Below are 20,793 nucleotides of genomic sequence, written 5' to 3' on the forward strand. Positions count from 1 at the left end.
CATGAACCTCGGCCGGGACGGTGGCGCCGGCCCAAGGACAAGTCTCCAGAGAGGGCCGAACATGTCGGGCACGACGCCGGATCAGGGGACGGGGCACAAGGGCGGTTCGAGGGGGGTGCCGGTCGGGGTGGCGGTCTCGACCGCGGCCGGGCCGGGGGGCGTCGTCACGGCCCGCAAGGCCGGCGAGCTGCGTGACATGGGGCTGGAGGTCTCGCCGCGCAAGGTCGGCATCCCCGCCGCGCTCCAGAACCTCGCCAAGGCGGTGAACATCGCCTTCCAGACCGACTACGGCGAGAACTACCTGGAGTCGGTCTACCAGGCCGCCATCGTTCGCCGCGGCGAGCTGGTGATCGTCCACCAAGAATATTTCGGCTTCGGCGACTCCTGGTTCGGCCAGTTCGGCCGCCTGCTGCGCTCGATGAGCCTGAGTCTCGACGGCCCCGACCCGGCCTCTCCCGAGGGCCGGGCCCGGATCCTGGAGAAGGGGCCGTCGTCGATCCGCGGCCTCCTCAGCCTCATGGGCCGCAAGCTCGACCTCGTCTCCGAGTACGAGGACCGCGTCCCGGCCTACGTGGAGCAGATGTTCGACCGGCTCGAAGGGTCGGGGATCATCGTCGGCTGGAACCGCGACGACTGGGAGATCCAGACGACGCGGATCGGCCTCGACATCCGGGTCTCCCCCAGGGAGCCAGCCGCGAGCTGACGCCGGATCAGACGACCCGCGACCGCCGCCCCTCGGCGCGGGGGACGGCCGGCCCCTGCCCCGCCTCGGCCTCGTCGGCCCTCAGCCGACGGCCCGCCCCCCTCGCGGCGCGGCAGTCGGCGATCAGGTCCATGTAGCGGTGGACGTGCTCGCTCTCCGACCACGGGCCAATCCGCCGGGCGAATCCGCGCGCGGCCAGTTCCGAGCGCAGATCCTCGTCGTGGACGATCCGACGCATGGCGCCGAGCAGTTCCGAGTCGGTGCGGTAGGACAGGCCGCCGCCGCTCTCGGCGCCGGTCTCCCGGATCGCGCCCCCCCCTTCGTGGACGATCACCGGGGTCGCGGTCGCGAACGCTTCCAGGACGACGTATCCGAACGTCTCCGGGAACAGCGACGGCACGACGACCCCTCGCGCCCCGCGGAACAGCCCGGCCAGGGCGTCGCCGCCGAGCAGGCCCTCGAACCGGACGTTCGGCAGCCCCTCGGCCAGCCGACGCAGCTCCGGCTCGTAAGGTCCGGTCCCGGCGAGTCGCAGGTCGACCTCCGGCAGGTACTTCATCAGGGGGATCAGCCGCTGGAATCCCTTCATCGCCACCAGCCTGCCGGCGGCGGCGAGGTAAGGACGCTCGGTCGGCGGGGGTTCGTGGTCCTCCACCCCGCCCGACCAGTCGTCGGGGAGGAAGTACGGGACGTGGACCAGCGGCGCCCACCGACCGATCCCGCGACGGCGATGCTCCTCAAGCGCGTGCCGGCTGGGGAAGACGAGGGCGTCGAGATGGCCCAGCCCGCGCGGGATGGCGTCGGTGTACCGCCAGGCTTGAGGGGGCCGCTTGCCGGCGAGCTGGCAGCGGAAGCAGGCCTCCTTGTCGCAGGCCTCGCGGTCGTACTTCCAGAGCAGATGCATCGGGCAGACGAGCCAGTGCTCGTGGGCCGTCATGACCCGGACGGCCCGCCGGTTCGCCCCCAGTCCCAGGACGCCGGGGCCGCCGACGAGCGAGATGTTGTGGAAGTGGACGACGTCCAGGTCGTCGGCGTCGAGGATCTCGCGGAGGGCCTTTGACTTGAACAGCGGCCGGCCGGTCGCCTGGGTCGCCAGCGGCGAGACGATGCCCCGGCCGCTCTCCAGGGGGTGGAGGTGGAGGCCGGGCGTGGGAGTGTACTGGCGGAGGGGGTGTTCGCCGCGGACGGCGTTGAAGGAATCGACGCAGTGAAAGACGTGGACCTCGTGGCCGCGACGGCAGAGGGCCTGGCAAAGCCGGTCCACGTAGGCGGCGTCGCCGCCGAAACTGTGGGCGCCGAAGAAGGTGGTGATCATGCAGAACTTCAAGGGGTGACCTCCTGTCTCGGTCGCTCGGGCATCCCGCCCGGCGTGGTTCTCTCTCTGGTTCACGCGGCCTTGGCGACCGGCTCGCGGGCGGGGGCGTCGATGGCGGGGTGGAACGCCGCCCGCCATCGCCGGGTCCGCTCCAGGCCGCCGGTCGCGACGATCACGGCGACGTAGGCCGTCGCGCCGGCGACCACCGCCGCGGCGACGCCCCACCGGAGCATGAACAGGCAGGCCGGGGCCATCACGACGGAGGCCAGCAACGGCCGCCCCAGGTGATGGTGCCACGCCGGCTGCCTCCCCTCGCGGGCCAGGCTGTGGTAGCCGGCCGCCACCAGGGCGAGGCCGATGAGCAGCACCGCCGCCGGGGCCCCGACCAGCCCGAACTGGAGCCGCATCAGGTAGATCAGCGGCCCGATCCCGAGCGCCGCGAGCACCAGCGAGCCGACGCCCACCGTCTCGCGGTTCAGGGCGATGAGCGTAGTCTGATACCCGAAGGCGATGGTCAACAGCGGGGCCCGCCAGATGCCGACGGCCAGCAACAGCCCCGCGCCGGCGTAGTCGGGCGAGCCGAGCAGCCCGACCAGCGGCTCGGCCAGCAGGGTGGCCCCCACCGCCAGCGGGATGAGCGCCGTCATCAGGATCTCGACGAGCGAGTCCAGGGCGTCCCGGCCCGCGTCCGGGCGATGCCGCCAGAGCCTGGCCAGCGTGGGGAACGTCGCCTGCTGCACGATCAGCCCGAACGTCAGGATGACCGTGACCATCCGGTACTGCGCGCCGTATCGGCCCACGTCGTTCCAACTGCTCGTCACGCCGACGACCAGCACGTCCGCGGCGATGATGAGCGCCTGCGAGAGCTGGATGGCGCAGACCGTCTTGCCCCGGTTGACCAGGATCGCGATGAATCGCGGGCTGAATCGGAACCGGGGCATGCGGTAGGTCCGCAGGTAGCTCAGCCAGATCAGGCCGATGCCGCCGGCCTCGCCGAGCGCCAGGAAGATGGGCACCCAGGAGATCCGCGAGGCGTCGCCCACGAACGCCAAAACCCCCGCGCCGTAGAGGATCGTGCGGAGGCAGAGCGAGACCGCGAGCAGGCCCATGCGTTCGGTGCCGCGATAAACGAAGTCGAGCCCGATGGCCGTCGTGAACAGCATCAGGCCGTAGAGCGTCAGGATCGTCCAGTCGGCCGGGTCTTCCAGGGTCAGCCAGCCCACGGCCGTCAGGACCGAGAAGAGCGACAACGCCAGCAGCGCCTTGAACGCCAGGACGTGGTCCACCAGCGGCTTGATGAGCCGGGGGTGCCGCGACAGCTCGCGGGCGACCATCACGTCGCTGCTGTCGCGGACCAGCAGCACGAGCCAGAAGACGACGCTGAACGCGAACTCGACCCGGCCGTAGCCGCCCCCCCCGAGCCGCTTCATCAACGCGATCGTGACGAAGACCGAGCAGGCCCGGCAGAACAGCTCCGCCAGGCTGAGGTAGGCGACGTTGGAAGCGATCCGGCGGCCTCGTGCCCGGGGGCACGCCTCCGGGGCCCGCTCGTCCCGGCGCGACGGCCGGGGAGGCATCGACGACGCCGACGGACGCCGCCTCCGCTTGCTGAGTGTCGGGCTAGCCATTCGAGAAGGCGCTTCCTTGAAGGCTCGAGCAAAGCTCGCTTCCGTGTGAGCTCCATCGGCTCGCCGATTGATCGCCGGGATCTATCGGCTCTCTCGTCTCCTCCACCTTAGCGGGCTTCGCCATCCCGCGTCGTCGAGTCGCCCCCGTGGGTCCGTCCGCTCCCATCCTTGCGCCTTTGCGGCCCCTGATGATCGCGATCGCCCCGGGAGCATCCCGATATCCGCGGCCCGGCGACGCATCCTTGCATCGTGGTCGGGGCGACGGAACATGCTCCACCTTCACCGATGGCCGGCATCGTAGGTGTGCGTCGCCCCGCTGTCAATCGAAGCTTGCCCGGCGCGAGCGTCGATCCCCGACGCCTCACGCCGAGCGTCGATGCCCCGGCCGGAACCGACGGACGTAGAACGCGCCGGCCCCCGCCATGAAGAGCCCCCACCAGACGTCCGCGTGCAGGTGGAACAGGGCGACCCGCCGCTCCGGCGGGGGAGGCGAAAAGACGGCGTACAGCCCGGCGGCGAAGATCAAGACGCCGTAGAGCAGCAATATCCCGCCGATGAACAGCCAGATCGGGACCTGATCCTCGTCGTGCATGGCCGAACCGCCTCCCCCTATCGCGCCGAGCCATTTCGTCGCGAGCCCGAGTGTAACCGGCCGAACGGCCGCCTCCAAACGAGTCGCGGTCCTCTCTCTCGTGAGCATAACGGACCCAGGACGCTAAGACATGGTTTCAAAACCCGGTCAAGCCGCGAGTCGGGAGGCCGACTAATCCCGCCGCGGCCGGTCGACACACCAATAGCGCGATTACTTGATAACTCCGCGATATGCTGCGATGAGAGCTGTAATAGTCGTGACCACCTGAACAAGAGGAAGAAATAGCGCCTTGGCGGGAGAGAGGATAGATTTGGTTAAGCTATCCTTTACTTCGATCAGTCCTTTTAGATAATCGATTTCTTCTTTATTTGCTGGTGGAGTAGCTATCCTCCAGGAAATTTGACGGGAGAGCGGGGTCAAGCTTCTGTGAAATATCCGCTCGATCTTATAATGAGCAAATCCAGGTGCCAGAAGCACAATCAGGCAGGTGGCGATGCCTGCGGAGAACGCAATGCTTCTCGGATTTATCGGACCTGCGACCAGGGTAGGAAGCCAGATCAAGATGGGCGCGATCATGATGATAGTGCAGAGCACTACGAGGTTGACAGCCACGGTGATATCCGGACTTCGCGAGTGCAACTCCTCAGGGTTTTCTTCCAGAGAGTAAATCAGATCCAAGAACGGTTTGACGACCGCGACGGAAAGCGATTTCAAATTCTCGTACCAAATTGTCAAAATAAGACAACTAAACAACGAATAAAACACTCTTATGCAGGCAGGTTCACCGGGCCCAACACTTGACAACCCGTAACCAAGCGTCAACGAAAACAAAGCAGCAAATATACTTAATTCTGCTATGCCCCTCTGCTTTGGCAAAAGCTTCTTGCCGCCCCGCTGCACCTTAAGCCCCGCAGCCTGCGTCGCAAACACCATGAAAAGCGTCAAGCATTCCAGAATAAAGAATATGTTTCTTTTTTGATCTACATCTATCCCTGGGAAGCGCTCGCTCGTCTTTACCCAGTATGGTATATTACTTCCCCAATAATACGCAAGCGTCAGGCACGCCATCGCAGCAATTGCGACCCTTGCTTCTTGAGCGTAGGGCGACTCAAGCAGTCTCTTTAAGCGCCGCAAGGTTTCCAGACGAACATTGATCTCGTTCAGCACCTTCAAGATAATTTCCTTGAATTCTTGCTAGTCAATATGATTCGAGTTAAGATACACAACCCTTAGGCACGGAGAACGCAAAGAATTCCTGCTTGCAAGAGATCTGTCAAGAGGAGTGCGGGCGGGCACTCTGCTAAAACATGGTTTCAAAACCCAGTCAAGCCGCGAGTCGGGAGGCCGACTAATCCCACCGCGGCCGGTCGACTCGGAGGGGGCGGGGGCGGGCGCAAATGACGCAGGCGACCAGCGAACGAAAGCCCTGGCGTCCCCGGGCAGCCGTTCGTAGCACTTGATCAGGCGGCCGAATCGCGAGAACCAAGCGTATGTCCGCTCGACTACGCAGCCGCTCCGGATCATGCTTCTGCCGTGCGGAGAGCCCTGCGGGGCGATCAGGGCCCGCATCCCCCGCGAGACGATCAGGGCGATCGTCCACGGGAAGCCGTACCTGCAGTCGGCCTGCACGGCGGCCGGGAGGCGCTGCCCCGCTGCGAGAAGGGCCGCCCGCATCAGCCACAGCGGAGGCCCGACAGGCTCCTCGTCGCGGCGTTCCGCCGGCCTGACCGGGCCCTCTAGGAGCGTCCCGCCGGTACCGACGGTCAGGTGGCGCTTCAGGCCGCGCCTGGCCCGATCGGTCGGTTCGGGCCGGTGTGCGCCCCCCCTTTACGGCCGCGTCGAGGCCGAGTCGAGGACGGCGCGCTCCAGGTTCAGGAGCCCCCGCTCGCCGAGGGCAACAAGCAGGTGGGCGTAGGCCGCCTCCCGAACCCCGGCGGCGGTCCACTCGGCGAATCGCCGCCAGCACGTGCTCCCCGAGCCGCAGACCATCCCGGCCGGCAGCGACTGCCATCGCAGCCCCTCGCGGAGCACAAACGGGATGTCGGCGAGGCCCCGGCGATCGGAGACCCGGGGCGGCCTCCCCTCGGGTCCGGAGGATGCTCGAGCAGATGTGGGGCAATCAGCCTCCCACGACTTGTCGGTCAGAAGGACGGGCATGATAGGACCCTCCGGGAAGGCAACCGGAGTCTACCCGCTCCGACCGGGGTTTCGAGGTCGCTTCTGAGCCGGTCCCCCGCCTCAATCCATCCCCATCACCTTCACCGACGCCACCAGTTCGTCGATGCCGATCGGGGTGCGGGCGGGGAAGCGGCAGTAGGTCGGGTAGGGATCGGTGCCGTCGACGATCAGGGTGCGATGATTGGCGCGGCGGAATCCATCGTCGCAGGGCTGGTGGCCGGTGACGAAGAGGTCGGCGTCGACGATCGCGGCGAAGCGGTCGGCGGTCTCCTCGGAGGTGTCGCGGCCCCAGGTCATCGCGTAGACGGCGCCGCGACGCTTCATCGCCTCGGCCGGCCAGGCGTCGGCGTCGAGGATGGAGGCGTCGAAGTCGTCCAGCCAGTCGCCGTCGGGGAGGGTGTGGCAGCAGAAGACGCGGTTGGGCGTCCGCACCGCCAGGGGCATGTCGGAGAAGAGTTTCTGGTAGGCCGCGTACACCTCGTCGGCCGCGTCGCCGTACGAGCGCGCGATCCCCGCGCGGAATCGGGCGTTGAGGACCTTCCCGTCCTTGCCGATCACCCGGCCGGTCAATTCCGACAGCTCGTGGTTGCCCAGGATGACATGGACCCGCGCCGGGTACTGGCACTTCAGGGCGCAGACAACGTCCACCAGCCGATGCGACAGGTCGGGGCGGTCGTCGTCGTGCTTGTTGATCTCGTGGATCAGCTCCTGGAGGACCAGGTGTCGGTTGGGGTGCTCGTCGAGGGCCGCCTCGGCCAGCGCCCACTTGAACGCGCGGAGGTTGCCGTGGAGGTCGCCGACGACCATCATCTCGTCGGCGAACGCGCGCACCACCGACCCCGAGCGGCCGGGGGCGTTTCGCATCAGCTCGCCGGCCCTGGCGACGGTGGCGAGGATCTTGTAGACGTCGGCCATCGCGGCCTCACCATTCGGACTCGACCGCGAACTCCCAGTGCTGGAAGAGCGTCTCGAGCTTCTGTTTCAGTTCGATGTGCCGGTCCTGCACGCGCATGGCGTTGGTCGGGTCGCGCCAGGTTGCGGGCTGGCCAAGCTGGTCCTCGACCTCCGCCACCTCGGCTTCCAACCTCCCGATCTCCGCCTCCAGCTCGACGGCCGGGCGGTAGGAGAACTTCTTCTTGTTGTTGGACTTGGGCTTCGACGCCGCGGCCTTGGGCGGCGGGGGCGGGGCCGCGGCGACGGCGCGGGCCTTGGCCTTCTCGGCCGCCTCCTTCTCCCGCTTAACGAGCGCGGTGTAGGCCTCGTAATCCCCCTCGACCACCTTCACCTTGCCGCCGCCGGCGACGACGAGGATCCGGTCGGCCACGCTGTTGAGGAAGTATCGGTCGTGGCTGACGACCAGGACCGTCCCCTCGAACTCGCGGATCGACCGCTCCAGGGCCTCGCACGACCAGATGTCCAGGTGGTTCGTGGGCTCGTCCATCACCAGCAGGTTCGCCCCGGTGGCGCAGAGCCGCGCGAGCGCCGCCTTGGCCTTCTCGCCGCCGGAGAGCTTGCCGACCTGGCGGAACGCCTGGTCGCCGGTCAGGCCGAACCGGGCCATCAGCGACCGCACGTCCCCCTCGGCCCAGTCGGTGTCGTCCTCGGGCCAGACGGCGCGGACGACGGTGGTCTCGTGGGAGAGCGACTGCAAACCCTGGTCGTGGTAGCCGACCATCACCTTGTGGCCGAGCTTCACGTCGCCGGAGTCGGGCTTCTCGCGGCCGATCAGCGTCTTGATGAGCGTGGTCTTCCCCGCCCCGTTGGGCCCCAGGACGCCGATGCACTGGCCGCGCTCGACGGTCAGGTTGAGTTCCTGGAACAGCGGCTTGTCGAACGCCTTGGAGAGCCGGCGGGCCTCGATCACGATGTCGCCGGACCGGTCAACCTCGTCGAAGCCCATGACCGGGCCGACGATGTCGCGCATGGTCTCCACGCGATCGGACTGGAGCCGGTCGAGCTTCCGCTCGCGGTCCTTGGCCTGCTTGGCCCGCTGCCCCGCGCCGTACTTGCGGATGTAGGCTTCCAGCTTCTCGGTCTTCTCCTCGAACCGCTCGGCCTGGCGTTCCAGCACCTTCGCCCGCTCCTCGCGGAGCCGCCAGTACTGCGAGTAGTTGCCGGGGTAGACCTCCAGCGAGCCGTCGTGCAGCTCCCAGATCTTGGTGACGATCTTGTCCAGGAAGTAGCGGTCGTGGCTGACGATGACCATGCCGACCGGCTGGCGGGACAGATAGTCCTCCAGCCATTCGGTCGTCTCGATGTCCAGGTGGTTTGACGGCTCGTCCAGGAGCATCAGGTCGGGGGCTTCCAGCAGCAGCTTCGCGAGCATGAGCCGCGACTGCTGGCCGCCGGAGAACGTCCCGGCGGGTCGATCGTAATCTTCCTTCGTGAAGCCCAGGCCGGAGAGGATCTCCTCGACGCGATAGTCGACGTCGTAGGCGTCCTGGTGGATGATCCGCTCGTGGATCTGGTCGTAGCGGCGGCCGGCGCGATCCCGATCGGCCTCGTCGTCGGCCTCGGCCATCTCCCTGGCGGCCTCCTCCAGTTCCTCCTGGAGTTCCAGCAGGGAGGCGAGGCCGGATCGGGCGACGTCGATCAGGGTCTGGTCGGGCGTGAAATCGGGCTGCTGCCGGAGCAGGCTGACGCGGACCCCCGCGCGGACGTTGACCGAGCCGTACTCGGGCTGCTCGCTCCGGTCGAGCAGCTTCATGAGCGTCGTCTTGCCGGCCCCGTTCGGCCCCACCAGGCCGATGCGGTCGCCGGCGCGGACCTCGAAGGCGAGGTCGGTGAAGATGGGGTCGCCGGCGTACTGTCGGCCCAAACCCTGGGCGGAGATCAGGATCATGCGGTTCGCGAGGGTTGGGGGAATCCGGACGGCCTTCGCGGCCGTCGACGCGGGCCGCCTCGGCCCCGCGAGATTCCGCCATCATACCCCCGCCCCTCCCCCCTCGACCACCCGGATCGACGCCGGGCGACGCCTTTCGACCAGGCCAGACGGGCCGCGATAAAAAAATCGGAGAACCTGAAATCTCCACCGGCCCCCCGCGGATCATGCGGTTGTTCGATGCTCCCGCTCCTTGGCATCCCGGAATCGGTCAAGGCCCGCCAGGACGGCTGGATGGGCTCACGCGTCCGCTCGCGACCGGCCCGCATGGCCCCATGGGCCGGGGCAACGGTCGGCCCGCCCCCCCCGAAGCTCAACGTTGGTGTATCGCGGCCCGTCCCCCCGGATGGCCGGTGGAAAGACGGCGAAACCTATTCGACAATGACGAACGAAGCCAACTCGATTTCTCCCCAAAGCCACGAGGCCACAATAGATGCGACCGATCAGCGGCGATCTCGACGTGACGAACGAAGCCAACTCCTGGAGGCCCGTCCTCAGTGTCATCCGAGTAGCGATTCGGCCGGCGATCACGACTCGGCGAGGTGGGGGCCGGCTGTCGCGGCGGTCGGAGAACGTCTAGAATGGGGGTTCATCAGCGTCCCGGCCGCGCGACGCGGGCAGTCTCGCGCCGCGAACGCGGCCGGGGTCGGCTGGAGGAACCGATGATGCCCGAATTCGAGTACCAGCCCCCCTTCCCCCTCGGCGATGACGCCACCGAGTATCGCCGCCTCGCCGGCGACCTCGTCTCCACCGCGACTTTCGAAGGCCAGGAAATCCTGAAGGTCCGGCCCGAGGCGTTGACGCTGCTGGCCCGCGAGGCGATCCGCGACGTCTCGTTCCTGTATCGCCCCGCCCACCTGAAGGAAGTCGCCGCGATCCTGGACGACCCCGAGGCCTCGCCCAACGACAAGGGCGTCGCCATGGCGCTCCTGAAGAACGCCCAGGTCGCCGCCGGCTTCCAGCTCCCCATGTGCCAGGACACCGGCACCGCCACCGTCGTCGCCAAGAAGGGCCAGCGCGTCTGGACCGGCGGGGTGAAGGACGAGGAGTACATCTCGAAGGGGATCTTCGAGACCTACCAGAAGGAGAACCTGCGGTACTCCCAGACGGTCCCCCTGACGATGTTCGAGGAGGTCAACTCCGGGACGAACCTCCCGGCCCAGATCGACATCATGGCGACCAACGGGGCGACGTATGACTTCCTATTCGTCGCCAAGGGGGGGGGCTCGGCCAACAAGTCGTACCTCTACCAGGAGACGAAGGCCCTTCTAAATCCCGCCAGCCTCGAGAAGTTCCTGAAGGAGAAGCTCCGCTCGCTGGGGACGGCCGCCTGCCCGCCGTACCACCTGGCCGTCGTCATCGGCGGGACCTCGGCCGAGGCCACGATGAAGACGGTGAAGCTCGCCAGCGCCAAGTATCTCGACGGCCTCCCGACCGGGGGGAACCGCCTCGGCCAGGCGTTCCGCGACCTGGAGATGGAAGCCAAGGTCATGGAGATCGCCCGCCAGAGCGGCATCGGCGCCCAGTTCGGCGGGAAGTACTTCGCGCTGGACGCCCGCGTGATCCGGCTGCCGAGGCACGGCGCGTCGTGCCCGGTCGGGCTGGGGGTCTCCTGCTCGGCCGACCGCAACGTCAAGGGCCGCATCGACCGCGACGGCGTCTGGCTGGAAGTCCTGGAACGCGACCCCGCGCGGTATATCCCGGCCCATCATCGCGCCGGGATGGGGGCGGAGCACGGCGTGAATGTCGACCTCAACCGGCCGATGGAGGAGGTGCTGGCCGAGTTGACCAAGTACCCGGTATCCACGCCGCTGAAGCTCAACGGCCGGATGATCGTGGCCCGCGACATCGCCCACGCCAAGATCAAGGAACGTCTCGATCGCGGCGAGGGGATGCCGGAGTATCTCAAAGCCCACCCCGTCTACTACGCCGGCCCCGCCAAGACGCCCGAGGGGATGCCGTCGGGCTCGTTCGGCCCCACCACCGCCGGCCGGATGGACAGCTACGTCGACCTGTTCCAGTCGCGCGGGGGGTCGATGATCATGATCGCCAAGGGGAACCGATCGCAGGCCGTCACCGACGCCTGCAAGAAGCACGGCGGCTTCTACCTCGGCTCCATCGGCGGGCCCGCCGCGCTGCTGGCCCACGACAGCATCAAGAAGGTGGAGCTGCTCGAATACCCCGAGCTGGGGATGGAGGCCGTCTACCAGATCGACGTCGTCGACTTCCCCGCCTTCATCCTGGTGGACGACAAGGGGAACGAGTTCTTCTCGCAGCTCCCGGTCCTGAACTGAGCCAAGGTCAGGGGAGCGTGGCTCGGCCCGCGAACGGGGCGCGCGGGCCGAGGTCTTCCTCGATGCGAAGCATGCGGTTGTACTTCGCCAGCCGCTCCGACCGCGCGACGGAGCCGATCTTGATCTGCCCCGCCGCCGTCCCCACGGCCAGGTCGGCGATCGTCGCGTCCTCGGTCTCGCCCGACCTCGCCGAGACGACCGGCCGGAAGCCGGCGCGGCGGGCCAGGGCCAGCGCGTCGAGCGTCTCGGTCAGCGTTCCGACCTGGTTCACCTTGATGAGCACGGCGTTCGCCGCCCCCGAGGCGATCCCCCGCTCGATCCTCGCCGTCTGGGTGACGAACAGGTCGTCGCCGATGAGCTGGACGCGATCCCCCAGCCGGGCGGTCAGCGACTTCCAGCCCTCCCAGTCGTCCTCGGCCACGCCGTCCTCGATCGAGATGATCGGGTAGCGGTCGACCCAGCCGGCGAGCATGTCGACCATCGCGCCGGCGTCCATCGGCCGGGGGACGTTCGAGAGCTTGTATGTCCCCGTCGCCGGGTCGTGGAAGTGCGTCGAGGCGACGTCCAGCGCGATGTGCCCGTCGACCCCCGGCGTCAGGCCGCACGCGAGCATCGCGCCGACGACCACCTTGAGCGCCTGCTCGTCGTCGCCCAGCCTCGGCCCATAACCCCCCTCGTCGCCGACCAGATTGGCTTCGGCCCCCATCTTCCGCAGGACGTCGCCGACGGCCCGGTACATGGCGACGATCGTCTCCAGGGCCTGGGAATAGCCGTCGGCCCCGGTGGGGATGAACAGGACGTCTTGGAGGTCCAGGTTCCGCCCCGCGTGCAGGCCGCCGGAGATCATGTTGACCATCGGCAGCGGCATCGTCGGCTCGCGCGGGACCGAGGGGTCGAGCCCGGCCGCCTTCGCCTTCCAGAGCCGATTCACGTGGGCGAACAGCTCCTCCCCCCGCGCGGCGGCGGCGGCGTGGGCCACGGCCATCGAGACGCCCAGCAGCGCGTTCGCCCCCAGCCGCGACTTGTTGGCGGTGCCGTCCAGGGCCAGCAGCGCGGCGTCAATGGCCGCCTGGTCGTCCAGGTCCATGCCGCGAATCGCCGGGGCGATCGTCGCGCCGATGTTCGCGACGGCCTTCGTCACCCCCAGGCCGGCGTAACGGGACGGGTCGCCGTCCCGGAGTTCCAGGGCCTCGTGCCGGCCCGTGCTCGCGCCCGAGGGGACGATGGCCCGGCCCCGCGCGCCCCCATCCGCGATCGCGTCGACCTCGACCGTCGGCCTGCCCCGCGAATCGAGGACCTGTCGCGCCTTCAGCGCCCGGAGAGTCGGCATCCCGTCACCTCGTCGAGCGCGGCCCTCGCTCAGCCCCGCCGCCTCGCCTCGGCGTCGAGGACGCGGATCATCGCGTCCCAGCCGTCGGGGACCGCGTCGAACAGGGCCAGGGCCGACCGCCGCGCGACGTCGCGCCCCGGAGCGTCAAGGTACTCGACGGGGCTCTTGCCGTCGACCCTCGCCAGCAGGCAGGCCGCCGCGTGGGCGATCCCCCGGGTCCTGACCTCCCCCGCCGGCCCCAGGCGGTCGCCCAGCCGAGCCTCGTAGGCGCCGAGGAAGCCATCGACCAGCGCGTGGAACGCGCGATCGTCGATCGCCCCGTGGATCCGCTTGAGCGCCAGGTGGCTCAGGAAGAACCCCAGGTCGAACCCCGGGTCGCCGAGGTGGGCGCACTCGAAGTCCAGCAGCACCAGGCCGCCGGCGTGGATCAGGATGTTCTTGGGGCTGAAATCCCCAAGGACGAGGCCCCGGCGTTCGCGAGGCAAGTCCATCCCGGCGATGAGGGCGTCGAACCGCGACTCCAGCCGGGGATGCGCGCGGGCCGTCGCGCGGTAGTAGGGGTCGACGCGAAGCTCGTCGAACAGGGACGTGTCGGCGAGCGTCGGGTCGAAGCCAGGGTGGCCCGGGGCGTCGACGTGGATCGTCGCCAGGAGGTCTCCCAGTGTCGCGGCGACGGCGGGGTCGGCGTCGCCGCGGAGGAGCCTGGCCTTCCAGGTCTCGGCGTCGTCCGGGGCGCAGGTCATGGCGAAGAGGTATTCGCCGCGGTCCTCGAACAGCAGCGACGGGACCGCGTCGGCGGGGAGAAGCGAGCCGAGCACGCGGAGGACGGCGTGCTCCACCCAGATCCGATCGAGCCGCGCCCGCCACTCGACGGCGACGCGCAGCCGCTCGCGGCACTGCTTGACGACGAACGGCGGCCGGCCATCGACGTCGACCCGGAGGACGACGTTGGAGACGCCGCCGCTCAGCTCGCGGACCGAGGCCGCGACGCCCGGCGCGATCCGGCCGGTCTCGCGTAGGTAGTCGGCCGTGGTGTCGGGAGTCAGCTCGCGCATGGGGGGGAGATCAGAGGAGGGTTTCGAGCAGCAGCCGGAGCTTGCGGACCTCGACCTCGCGGTCGAAGGCGTTGTCCGGGCGGTCGAGGATGGAGACCGTCAGCGAGCGCTTGTAGCCGCCGCGATTCAGCAGGTTCACGATCCGGGCGTACTCGATCCGCCCCTGGCCGATGCGGACCTGGAACTCGTCGGGCCCCTTGCCGGTGTCGCGCAGGTGGACGTTCTGCACATACGGGAAGAGGTGGTCGACCTCGGAGTCCTTGAAGCCGACGTAGTGGCTGGGGTCGAGGGTCAGGCTCAGGCCGGGCACCTCCTGGCAGAGCTTCAGCGCCGTCGCGGGGTCGCACGTGACGGCCTCTCGCTGGGTGAGGATCGCCAGGACCAGCCCCTCGCGCATCGCGGTGCTCGACAGCGCGGTGAGCCGGGCGATCTCCCGCTCCAGCGGCGTGCCGGCGGGGGCGGCGGTCATCGTGATGACGGCGACGCTCAGGGCCTTCGCCAGGCGGCAGTGGTTGTCGAACCGCTTCTTCTGGACCGGGTCGGCCCAATCGACCGGGCCGAAATCCAGGTGGAGGGCGGACGGGATCAGGGCGGGACCGCGTCGGAGGCGCAGGTAGGCGGCCTCGGGATCCTCGCCGACCTCGGAGGGGCGCAGGTGCTGGCCCTCTTCCACGATGGCCAGCTCGACCTTGTCGAATTCCAGCTCGGCGATGTGCCGCAGGGCGGCTTCGAGAGGCTCGTTGGCGAAGCAGAGCGTGCTACAGGCTACGAACACCGGCGTCTCCTCCTTCTTCCGGCCGCCGGCCCGCGTGGGTATCCGTCGGCGCCGAGGATCGGTCGGCGCGCGGGGCGGCCCCGGCACTCCCGCGCCGGGCGCGACGATCTTACCGCAAGGCGCGGTCGGGGGGTAGGGCAGAAGCCTCGGCCGCCTCGGGCCCCCCGGCCGCCTCCCGCCTCGCCCGTTCGCCGCGGACGAGGGCCAGGACGCCCGGGTGCCGGGCCCAGTGCGACTCCGCCAGCCGCGCGAACTCGGCGTATCGCCGCTCGCGGAACGCCTGGAGCGCCGCCAGGAGCGTGCGCTGGGCGTTGAGCCTCACGGCCTTGGGCGCGGCCTCCGCCCGGACTCGCACGTCGTCGACCCACAGGCTGCCGGGGGCCGTCGCCTCGAAGCGGAGCCGGGCCACGTCGAGCCCCCCGTGCGGCAGGTCGGCCACCCGCACGAGGACCGGCTTCCATTCGGTCGTCGCGGTGAACTCGGCGCGGCGGGCGAACGTTTTGCCCTCGGCCTCGCCCTCGACCCAGACCCGCACCGACGCGCCTTCCTTGTCACCACGGAGATAGGCCTGGACCATCAGGCCCCCCCCCGCCCCGGGCTCGAAGTCGCCGCTGACCACCGCCGCCGGGGCGTCGACGGCGTCCAGCCGGAGGCACCGACCGCCGGAGTGGGGATCCTTCTCGTCGATCGCCAGCTCCGCCGACCTGGACGCCGGGTCGACCCGCCAGCCGCCCGGCGCGGCCTTGCCCGGCTCTCCCATCGCGGCGGGGGTCACGGGCTCCTGCTCGAAGCCGGCGTTCGGGGGCTCGACGATCGGGCTCCCCCCCCCCTGGTTGAGCGTCGCCAGGCGTTCGGAGAGGGCGCGCGATTGCTCCTCCATCGTGGCGATGGCCGCTTCGGGGGGGTAGAGCTTCGCGCCGTCGAGCGACGAGTCCCCCGCCACCCGCACCACCGAGAGCCCGAACGGCGCGACGTCCACGACGAGCCTACGGCCCCCATCGACGGACTGCGGCGCGAGCTTCACCCCCCGGCCGAGGTCTTCCACGACGGCCTTCGGGTCCCCCTTCAGGACCCCCGCGAGCCGCATGGTGTACGGGGTGTCGTTGACCATCGCGATCAGCGCGCCCCCCTGGTCCTGGAAGGTCCGCACGGCGACCCCGGCGTCCTTCGCGGAGGACGCGGGATCGGCAAGGGCCCCCTGGGAGGGGGGCAGTCGGCGGAAGACGTCGGCGAAGCGCCTGAGGCGGTCCTCGCGCCCCGAGGCGGCGGTCTCCGCGACCACCAGCCAGCGGGCGTCCAGCGCCGCCACCGCGTGGGCCAACGGGGCGTCGTCGGTGGCCCCATCGCCGGGCGACAGGGCCGAGGCCCGAGGCGCGTCCCCCTTCGTCGGGTCGCCGAGCAGGAGGAAGCCCCGGCGGTCGAACCTGGCGAGCCGGGAATCCAGGTCGGGGTGGCCGGCGAGGTCGCGGGCCAGGCCCTCGCCGGACAGGCTGGCCCCGCGCAGGACGACGGGCGCATCAGGGCCGGTCCGCCACTCGTCGAGGTCCAGGCCCAGGGCCCGCCAGGCGTGATTCGGGGCCAGCCCGGCCATGTCGACCCGGCGGGCCTCGGAGCCGGCGGGGCCGTCGTCCAGCGTGGGGGTCGCGACGGCCAGCACCGAGCCGGGCGCCGCCTCCCTCGCCGCGGCGGCCAGCTCCTCGTAGAGCGCGGCGACCGCCTTCGACCGCCAGGAGAGCCAGGGCATCCGGCCGACGCCGGCGACGTACTTCGCCCGCGCCTCGTGACGTCCCGCGTCCGACGTGTCGAGCCCCGGGACCTCGCGGGCGACGTCCGGGCCGAAGGTCTCGCGGACGAAGCGCTCGAAGGTGACGTCGTCGAGCCCCGTGTCGGGCGTGCCGAGGAGCGTGGGGCCGTCGCCGAGCCGGATCAAGACGCCCGAGTAGCCGCCGGGCCCGGCGAGGACGTCGACGACGCGGCGGCGGAGGGCCTCGCGCACCTTGGGATGGAGCGGCTGGTAGGCCGAGCCGTCCGGCTTGCCGTCAGCGCCGACGAGGACCAAGCCCCTCGTCGCGGCCTCCTCCGACCCGGCGGGCGGGAGGCCGGGGAGCGCGTCGGGTCGGCCGAGGTCGGGCTCCACCCAGGCTGAAAGGCCGTGGCGCTTCAGCACGCGGAGCGACACGTCGATGGGTTCTGGTCCGGTGGCGTCCTCGACCAGCCGGCCGGCCAGGCGACGACGGAACCCGCGCGCCGAGGGCGCCTCCCGCACGACGACGAACGTCGCGCCGCAGGTGGCCATGTAGCTCGCCAGGTTCTCGGCCGTGGCCATCGGGTCGACGATCCCCGGCTCGGCGTCGACGGCGAACCGGGCCAGCGGGTCCGGCCCGGCCAGGTGGAGGCCCACCGAACGGCCGTCGGGCTTGTACGGGGCCGCGACGCCCGTCGGCGCCTCCAGCTCGACCAGGCGGATCGAGCCGATCGTCGCGTCGGCCTCGGCGTCGCGGTTGAGCAGGACCAGGATCGGCTCGGCCGAGCCCGGCCAGACGATCCACTCCATCGACCCGTCGCCGCCGGAGGACGACCCGCCGCAGGCGTCGAGCGCGATCCGAGGCCGGCGCTCCGAGGTCCCCGGGTCCACGAGGACCGCCCCGATCGACGCGGGGTCGCCGGCGGTCGCCGTGACGACGAGGCGATGCGGCCGGCCGGGCCGGGCGCAACGCAGCGAGACGGCCGACCACGCCAGGGTCGAGCCGTCCGCCTTCGCGATCCGCGCCGGTTCCGATCCGGCCTTGGATATGAAGCCGCGGAGCCACTCTCGCTCCTTTTCGCGGCGAGCGGGATCGGCCAGCAGTTGGGACGGCAGGTCCCAGGCCGAGCCCCCCGGAGTCGTGGGCGACCGGCCCCACGTGGAGAACCGGGCGCTGCGGATCCGGCCCAGGTCCAGCGAGTCGACCTCCGTCTCCCTCGGGCCTGGCTCGCCGCCCAGCATCGCCGGGGCGCCGGGAGATTGCGTGCCGAGGACCACGAGCGCCACGCGCCTTGAGGAGGTGCCGACGGCCCCCGGCGCCTTGCGGCGGCGGATCAGCCGCCCGATCCGCGAGCCTTCCCGAGGCGGCGTCGATTCCCACGTCGCCTGGATCTCCAGGACATACGTCCCTTCCTTCTCCGGGGCCGGGATCGACCAGAGCCGCGCCGGCGGGTCGGGGCGGTTGGTCGGGAGCACCTCGCGTTGCTCGAATTCCCAGACGTTCTCCCGACGGCCCGCGAGCCGGAGCACGGCCGTCGTCCTCACGGTCGCCTCGGCGGCGTCGGCCTGGATGATGTTGTAGCCGATCGTGACCGGGACCGTCGCGCCGGGAGCGGCGACGCCCCCCTCGGCGCCGGGGCCGAAGTCGACGGCCAGCACGTCCCAAGGCAGTCGCCGCGCCACCAGGCCGAGCCCTGCCGCCGGCATGGTCGGCTCCCCTTCCAGGAGCGAGGCGACGTCCAGCCGGGCGGATTGATCGCCGCGGCGGACGATCAGCTCCGAGCCCGGGCCGGCCTCGATGCGCGCCCGGACCTTGCCGCGCGCCTCGGAGCCCAGCCGCCATGCGCCGTCGGCCGCGGGGCCGGGGTGGGATTTCGCGTCCGCGTCCCAGGGCCAGGCGACCCCCTCCACGACGCGGCCGCCGACGACCTCCAGCATCACGTCCTGAGAGGGGGGCTCCAGCGTCGGAGCGTGATCGCCGGGGACGGCCAGGTTCCACTCCAGCTCGACCGTCATCACGCTCGGCGGCGGCGGCGGGGACTGGGCGCGGGCCGGCGCGGCGGCGTTCGGCAGCGTCGCCGCGGCCGCCACGACCAGGATCACCAGGACCTCGCGTCCTCGTCCGCGCATGAGCGCCTGCTCGCCCCCGATTGTCCGAATCTCGGCCTCGCGTCCCGGCTTCCCTGCCGTGTCCGCGCGATCGAGCGGGTCGACCGATCCTCGACCCGCCCCGGCTCGCTTCGAACGAAGCCGAGCGAGGCGTGCCTTGAGAGATGCACCAGTGATCTTTGATCGGGGATCGGTCGCCGGCACTTCAATCGAAATCGGAGAATCCGGCAAGGCCGCTCCCGCCCCTCCGCCGCGCCCTCGGGGATCGGCGTTGACCCGGGCGGCGATTCGCCGCATGATCCGCCGCGCACGGGGCCGCGCGCCGCGACCCTGGCGGAATCGGGAGGGACGCCGTGAAGGGGATGGATCGAAGGCTCGCCGCCTTGCTGCTGCTGGCGGTTCTGGCCCGGGGGGCGGCGGTGTTCGCGCTGCAGAGCCACCGCGTCCCGACGTCGACCTACGAGCACGGCGAGATCGCCGCCTCGCTGGTGGAAGGCCGCGGATTCTCGATGCGTTTCCTGGGCGCCGACGGCCCCACGTCCCAGCAGGCGCCGATGTACCCGTTCCTGGTCGCGGCGGCCTACGCGGTCGGGGGGGTGGAGACGCCGGAATCGCTCCTGATCCTACAGCTGGCCCAGGCGTTGCTCGGCGGGGTGATGGTGCTGGGGGTCTTTCGCCTGGCCTCCTGGGTCGCCCCCGATCGGCCATCGGTGGCGTGGTGGGGGGCGGCCGTCGCGGCGTTCCACCCGACGCTCGTCTACGCGGCGACCCACGTGCAGGTGGCGCTGCTCGCCGCCACGCTCGTCGCCTGGACGCTCGTCTGGGGCGCGAGGCTGGGCGCCTCCGGCTCGCGACGCGACGCCGCCGTCGCCGGCCTCTTGCTGGGGATGTGCGCGCTGACCGACCCGATCCTCGCGCTGGTCGTCGTGGGGTTGCCGTTCGCGTTCCGGCTGGCGGGCGAGGGCCGATCGATCTGGAGGCCCGCCGCGGTCCCCCTCTCCGTCGCGGCCCTGGCCGTCGCGCCGTGGGTGGCCCGCAACGCGATGGTCCACGGCGAGTTCGTGCCGATCAAGAGCACGTTCGGCTACGCCTTCTGGCAGGGCAATTGCGCAGTCAGCCAGGGGACGGACAAGGTCGTCCGGGCGTCGGTCGAGGAGGTGATGGACGGGGCGAACGCGGCGACCGGCCTGGTCGAGTACAACCGCGCGCTCTGGGAGGCCCGCCACACCGCCGGGTACATCGACGACGTGGCCTTTTCCCCGGAGTTCAAGCGATACTTGGGCACGCTCCCGGAGGCGGAGCGGTCGCGGGTGCTCCTGCGGATGGCGGTGGCCGACATCCAGGCCGATCCCGCGCGTTACGTCGGCCTGAGCCTCAGACGGCTCCGGTACTTCTGGCTGTTCGACGAGACCAACCCCAAGACCCGCGCGACGGTCTATCGCGCCTCGCACCTGGCGCTCACCGGCCTGGCTTTGGTGGGCCTGGCGACGGCCGGCGCGGGGTTCCGTCGCCGCTCGGCCCCGCTGATCGCGACCGTCGCGGCGATCAGCCTGTTCCACGCCCTGACGATCGTCTCGGCCCGCTTCCACGTCCCGATCGAGCCGCTGATGGCCGTGTGGGCCGGCGCGGGGGCGACGTGGATCGTGGACGCCACGGCCCGCGCCGCGCGGTCGCGATCAATAAGCGCGATGGGCGGAGTCGAACATGTCGGGGTCGTAGGCCGGCTTGGCTGAGGCTTCGCGGGTCGCCGCCTGGGTGCGGGAGTTGGCGCGGTGGAGCAGGAGGCCGAGGATCAGGGCGGTCGCCAGCGCGCACACCCCGAGGGCCGCGCACGCGACCCAGATGATCACCAACGGGGTCGGAGTGTACGGGAGCTGATGCCTCACCGACTCCGTGGCCGCGAAGGCCCCCAGCACGCAGGCCATCGGCACCCCCGCGCCGATCGCCACGAGCGAGAACGGCCCCGGCAGCGAGACGGTCGGGGGCAACGTCACGCCCGCCTTCAGCGCCTGCATCCGCTCCAGGTGGCTGTACTGCCGCGCCTTTCCGACATGCTTGGCGAACAGGGCGGCCGGGACGATCACCATCGGGATGGCGATGCCGAGCAGGGGTATCCAAGCCATGACCATCTTAACCTCGGGTGCAAAGACTTTCGCGCCGGCCCGGCCTGGCGACCGCCGGCGCGACTC

15 protein-coding genes are annotated in these 20,793 nt (G+C 70.2%); 3 read left to right on the forward strand and 12 right to left on the reverse strand.

Features of this window, described 5'->3' with window-relative positions; genetic code table 11:
* The first annotated feature begins 61 nt into the window (after window positions 1–61).
* Window positions 62–703: a hypothetical protein gene (locus WG209_RS11515; RefSeq protein WP_337175187.1), complete on the forward strand. Its 642-nt coding sequence runs from the start codon at window positions 62–64 to the stop codon at window positions 701–703.
* 7 nt (window positions 704–710) lie between these two features.
* Here WG209_RS11515 and WG209_RS11520 read toward each other — a convergent pair whose 3' ends face one another.
* The 7 genes from WG209_RS11520 to WG209_RS11550 form a co-directional block, all read right to left on the reverse strand.
* Window positions 711–2,030: a glycosyltransferase family 4 protein gene (locus tag WG209_RS11520; protein WP_337175188.1), complete on the reverse strand. Its 1,320-nt coding sequence runs from the start codon at window positions 2,028–2,030 to the stop codon at window positions 711–713.
* A gap of 59 nt (window positions 2,031–2,089) precedes the next feature.
* Entirely contained in the window at window positions 2,090–3,646 is a 1,557-nt protein-coding gene (locus tag WG209_RS11525; protein WP_337175189.1) for an oligosaccharide flippase family protein, read from the reverse strand.
* 361 nt (window positions 3,647–4,007) lie between these two features.
* Window positions 4,008–4,238: a hypothetical protein gene (locus WG209_RS11530; protein ID WP_337175190.1), complete on the reverse strand. Its 231-nt coding sequence runs from the start codon at window positions 4,236–4,238 to the stop codon at window positions 4,008–4,010.
* A 210-nt stretch (window positions 4,239–4,448) separates the two neighbouring features.
* Window positions 4,449–5,411: a hypothetical protein gene (locus WG209_RS11535; RefSeq protein WP_337175191.1), complete on the reverse strand. Its 963-nt coding sequence runs from the start codon at window positions 5,409–5,411 to the stop codon at window positions 4,449–4,451.
* Window positions 5,412–6,065: 654 nt separating this feature from the next.
* Window positions 6,066–6,395 (reverse strand): transposase, encoded by a 330-nt coding sequence (locus WG209_RS11540; RefSeq protein ID WP_337175192.1) that lies wholly within the window; start codon window positions 6,393–6,395, stop codon window positions 6,066–6,068.
* Window positions 6,396–6,476: 81 nt separating this feature from the next.
* Window positions 6,477–7,331: a metallophosphoesterase gene (locus WG209_RS11545; RefSeq protein WP_337175193.1), complete on the reverse strand. Its 855-nt coding sequence runs from the start codon at window positions 7,329–7,331 to the stop codon at window positions 6,477–6,479.
* A gap of 7 nt (window positions 7,332–7,338) precedes the next feature.
* The gene (locus WG209_RS11550; protein WP_337175194.1) at window positions 7,339–9,258 is read right to left on the reverse strand and encodes an ABC-F family ATP-binding cassette domain-containing protein; all 1,920 of its coding nucleotides are present in this window, start codon (window positions 9,256–9,258) and stop codon (window positions 7,339–7,341) included.
* A gap of 701 nt (window positions 9,259–9,959) precedes the next feature.
* Between WG209_RS11550 and WG209_RS11555 the strand changes: the two genes are divergently transcribed.
* On the forward strand, window positions 9,960–11,591 hold the full coding sequence (locus tag WG209_RS11555; protein ID WP_337175195.1) for a fumarate hydratase: 1,632 nt from the start codon (window positions 9,960–9,962) through the stop codon (window positions 11,589–11,591).
* A 7-nt stretch (window positions 11,592–11,598) separates the two neighbouring features.
* On the opposite strand, the gene eno is transcribed toward WG209_RS11555, so the two are convergent.
* From eno to WG209_RS11575, 4 genes are all read right to left on the reverse strand, one after another.
* Entirely contained in the window at window positions 11,599–12,921 is a 1,323-nt protein-coding gene (eno, locus tag WG209_RS11560) for a phosphopyruvate hydratase (RefSeq protein WP_337175196.1), read from the reverse strand.
* Between the two features lie 29 nt (window positions 12,922–12,950).
* On the reverse strand, window positions 12,951–13,976 hold the full coding sequence (locus WG209_RS11565; RefSeq protein WP_337175197.1) for an aminoglycoside phosphotransferase family protein: 1,026 nt from the start codon (window positions 13,974–13,976) through the stop codon (window positions 12,951–12,953).
* Between the two features lie 10 nt (window positions 13,977–13,986).
* The gene (locus WG209_RS11570) at window positions 13,987–14,751 is read right to left on the reverse strand and encodes a sugar phosphate isomerase/epimerase (RefSeq protein WP_337175198.1); all 765 of its coding nucleotides are present in this window, start codon (window positions 14,749–14,751) and stop codon (window positions 13,987–13,989) included.
* A 109-nt stretch (window positions 14,752–14,860) separates the two neighbouring features.
* Window positions 14,861–18,625 carry a hypothetical protein gene (locus WG209_RS11575; protein ID WP_337175199.1) on the reverse strand — a complete coding sequence of 1,255 codons (3,765 nt, stop codon included), beginning with the start codon at window positions 18,623–18,625 and terminating at the stop codon, window positions 14,861–14,863.
* A gap of 341 nt (window positions 18,626–18,966) precedes the next feature.
* Between WG209_RS11575 and WG209_RS11580 the strand changes: the two genes are divergently transcribed.
* Complete coding sequence (locus tag WG209_RS11580; protein ID WP_337175200.1) at window positions 18,967–20,337, forward strand: hypothetical protein; 1,371 nt, start codon at window positions 18,967–18,969, stop codon at window positions 20,335–20,337.
* On the opposite strand, the gene WG209_RS11585 is transcribed toward WG209_RS11580, so the two are convergent.
* The gene (locus tag WG209_RS11585; RefSeq protein WP_337175201.1) at window positions 20,281–20,727 is read right to left on the reverse strand and encodes a hypothetical protein; all 447 of its coding nucleotides are present in this window, start codon (window positions 20,725–20,727) and stop codon (window positions 20,281–20,283) included. The genes WG209_RS11580 and WG209_RS11585 overlap by 57 nt on opposite strands.
* Between the last annotated feature and the right edge of the window lie 66 nt (window positions 20,728–20,793).

Source organism: Paludisphaera sp. (assembly GCF_037189885.1).
In the GTDB taxonomy this organism is placed as follows: domain Bacteria; phylum Planctomycetota; class Planctomycetia; order Isosphaerales; family Isosphaeraceae; genus Paludisphaera.

Excerpts from the sequence above, each read along its gene's own strand:
- WG209_RS11515 (WP_337175187.1), top strand. The coding sequence starts at position 62 with ATGTCGGGCACGACGCCGGATCAGGGGACGGGGCACAAGGGCGGTTCG.
- WG209_RS11525 (WP_337175189.1), bottom strand. The coding sequence starts at position 3,646 with ATGGCTAGCCCGACACTCAGCAAGCGGAGGCGGCGTCCGTCGGCGTCG.
- WG209_RS11530 (WP_337175190.1), bottom strand. The coding sequence starts at position 4,238 with ATGCACGACGAGGATCAGGTCCCGATCTGGCTGTTCATCGGCGGGATA.
- WG209_RS11540 (WP_337175192.1), bottom strand. The coding sequence starts at position 6,395 with ATGCCCGTCCTTCTGACCGACAAGTCGTGGGAGGCTGATTGCCCCACA.
- WG209_RS11545 (WP_337175193.1), bottom strand. The coding sequence starts at position 7,331 with ATGGCCGACGTCTACAAGATCCTCGCCACCGTCGCCAGGGCCGGCGAG.
- WG209_RS11550 (WP_337175194.1), bottom strand. The coding sequence starts at position 9,258 with ATGATCCTGATCTCCGCCCAGGGTTTGGGCCGACAGTACGCCGGCGAC.
- WG209_RS11555 (WP_337175195.1), top strand. The coding sequence starts at position 9,960 with ATGATGCCCGAATTCGAGTACCAGCCCCCCTTCCCCCTCGGCGATGAC.
- eno (WP_337175196.1), bottom strand. The coding sequence starts at position 12,921 with ATGCCGACTCTCCGGGCGCTGAAGGCGCGACAGGTCCTCGATTCGCGG.
- WG209_RS11565 (WP_337175197.1), bottom strand. The coding sequence starts at position 13,976 with ATGCGCGAGCTGACTCCCGACACCACGGCCGACTACCTACGCGAGACC.
- WG209_RS11575 (WP_337175199.1), bottom strand. The coding sequence starts at position 18,625 with ATGCGCGGACGAGGACGCGAGGTCCTGGTGATCCTGGTCGTGGCGGCC.
- WG209_RS11580 (WP_337175200.1), top strand. The coding sequence starts at position 18,967 with ATGGATCGAAGGCTCGCCGCCTTGCTGCTGCTGGCGGTTCTGGCCCGG.
- WG209_RS11585 (WP_337175201.1), bottom strand. The coding sequence starts at position 20,727 with ATGGCTTGGATACCCCTGCTCGGCATCGCCATCCCGATGGTGATCGTC.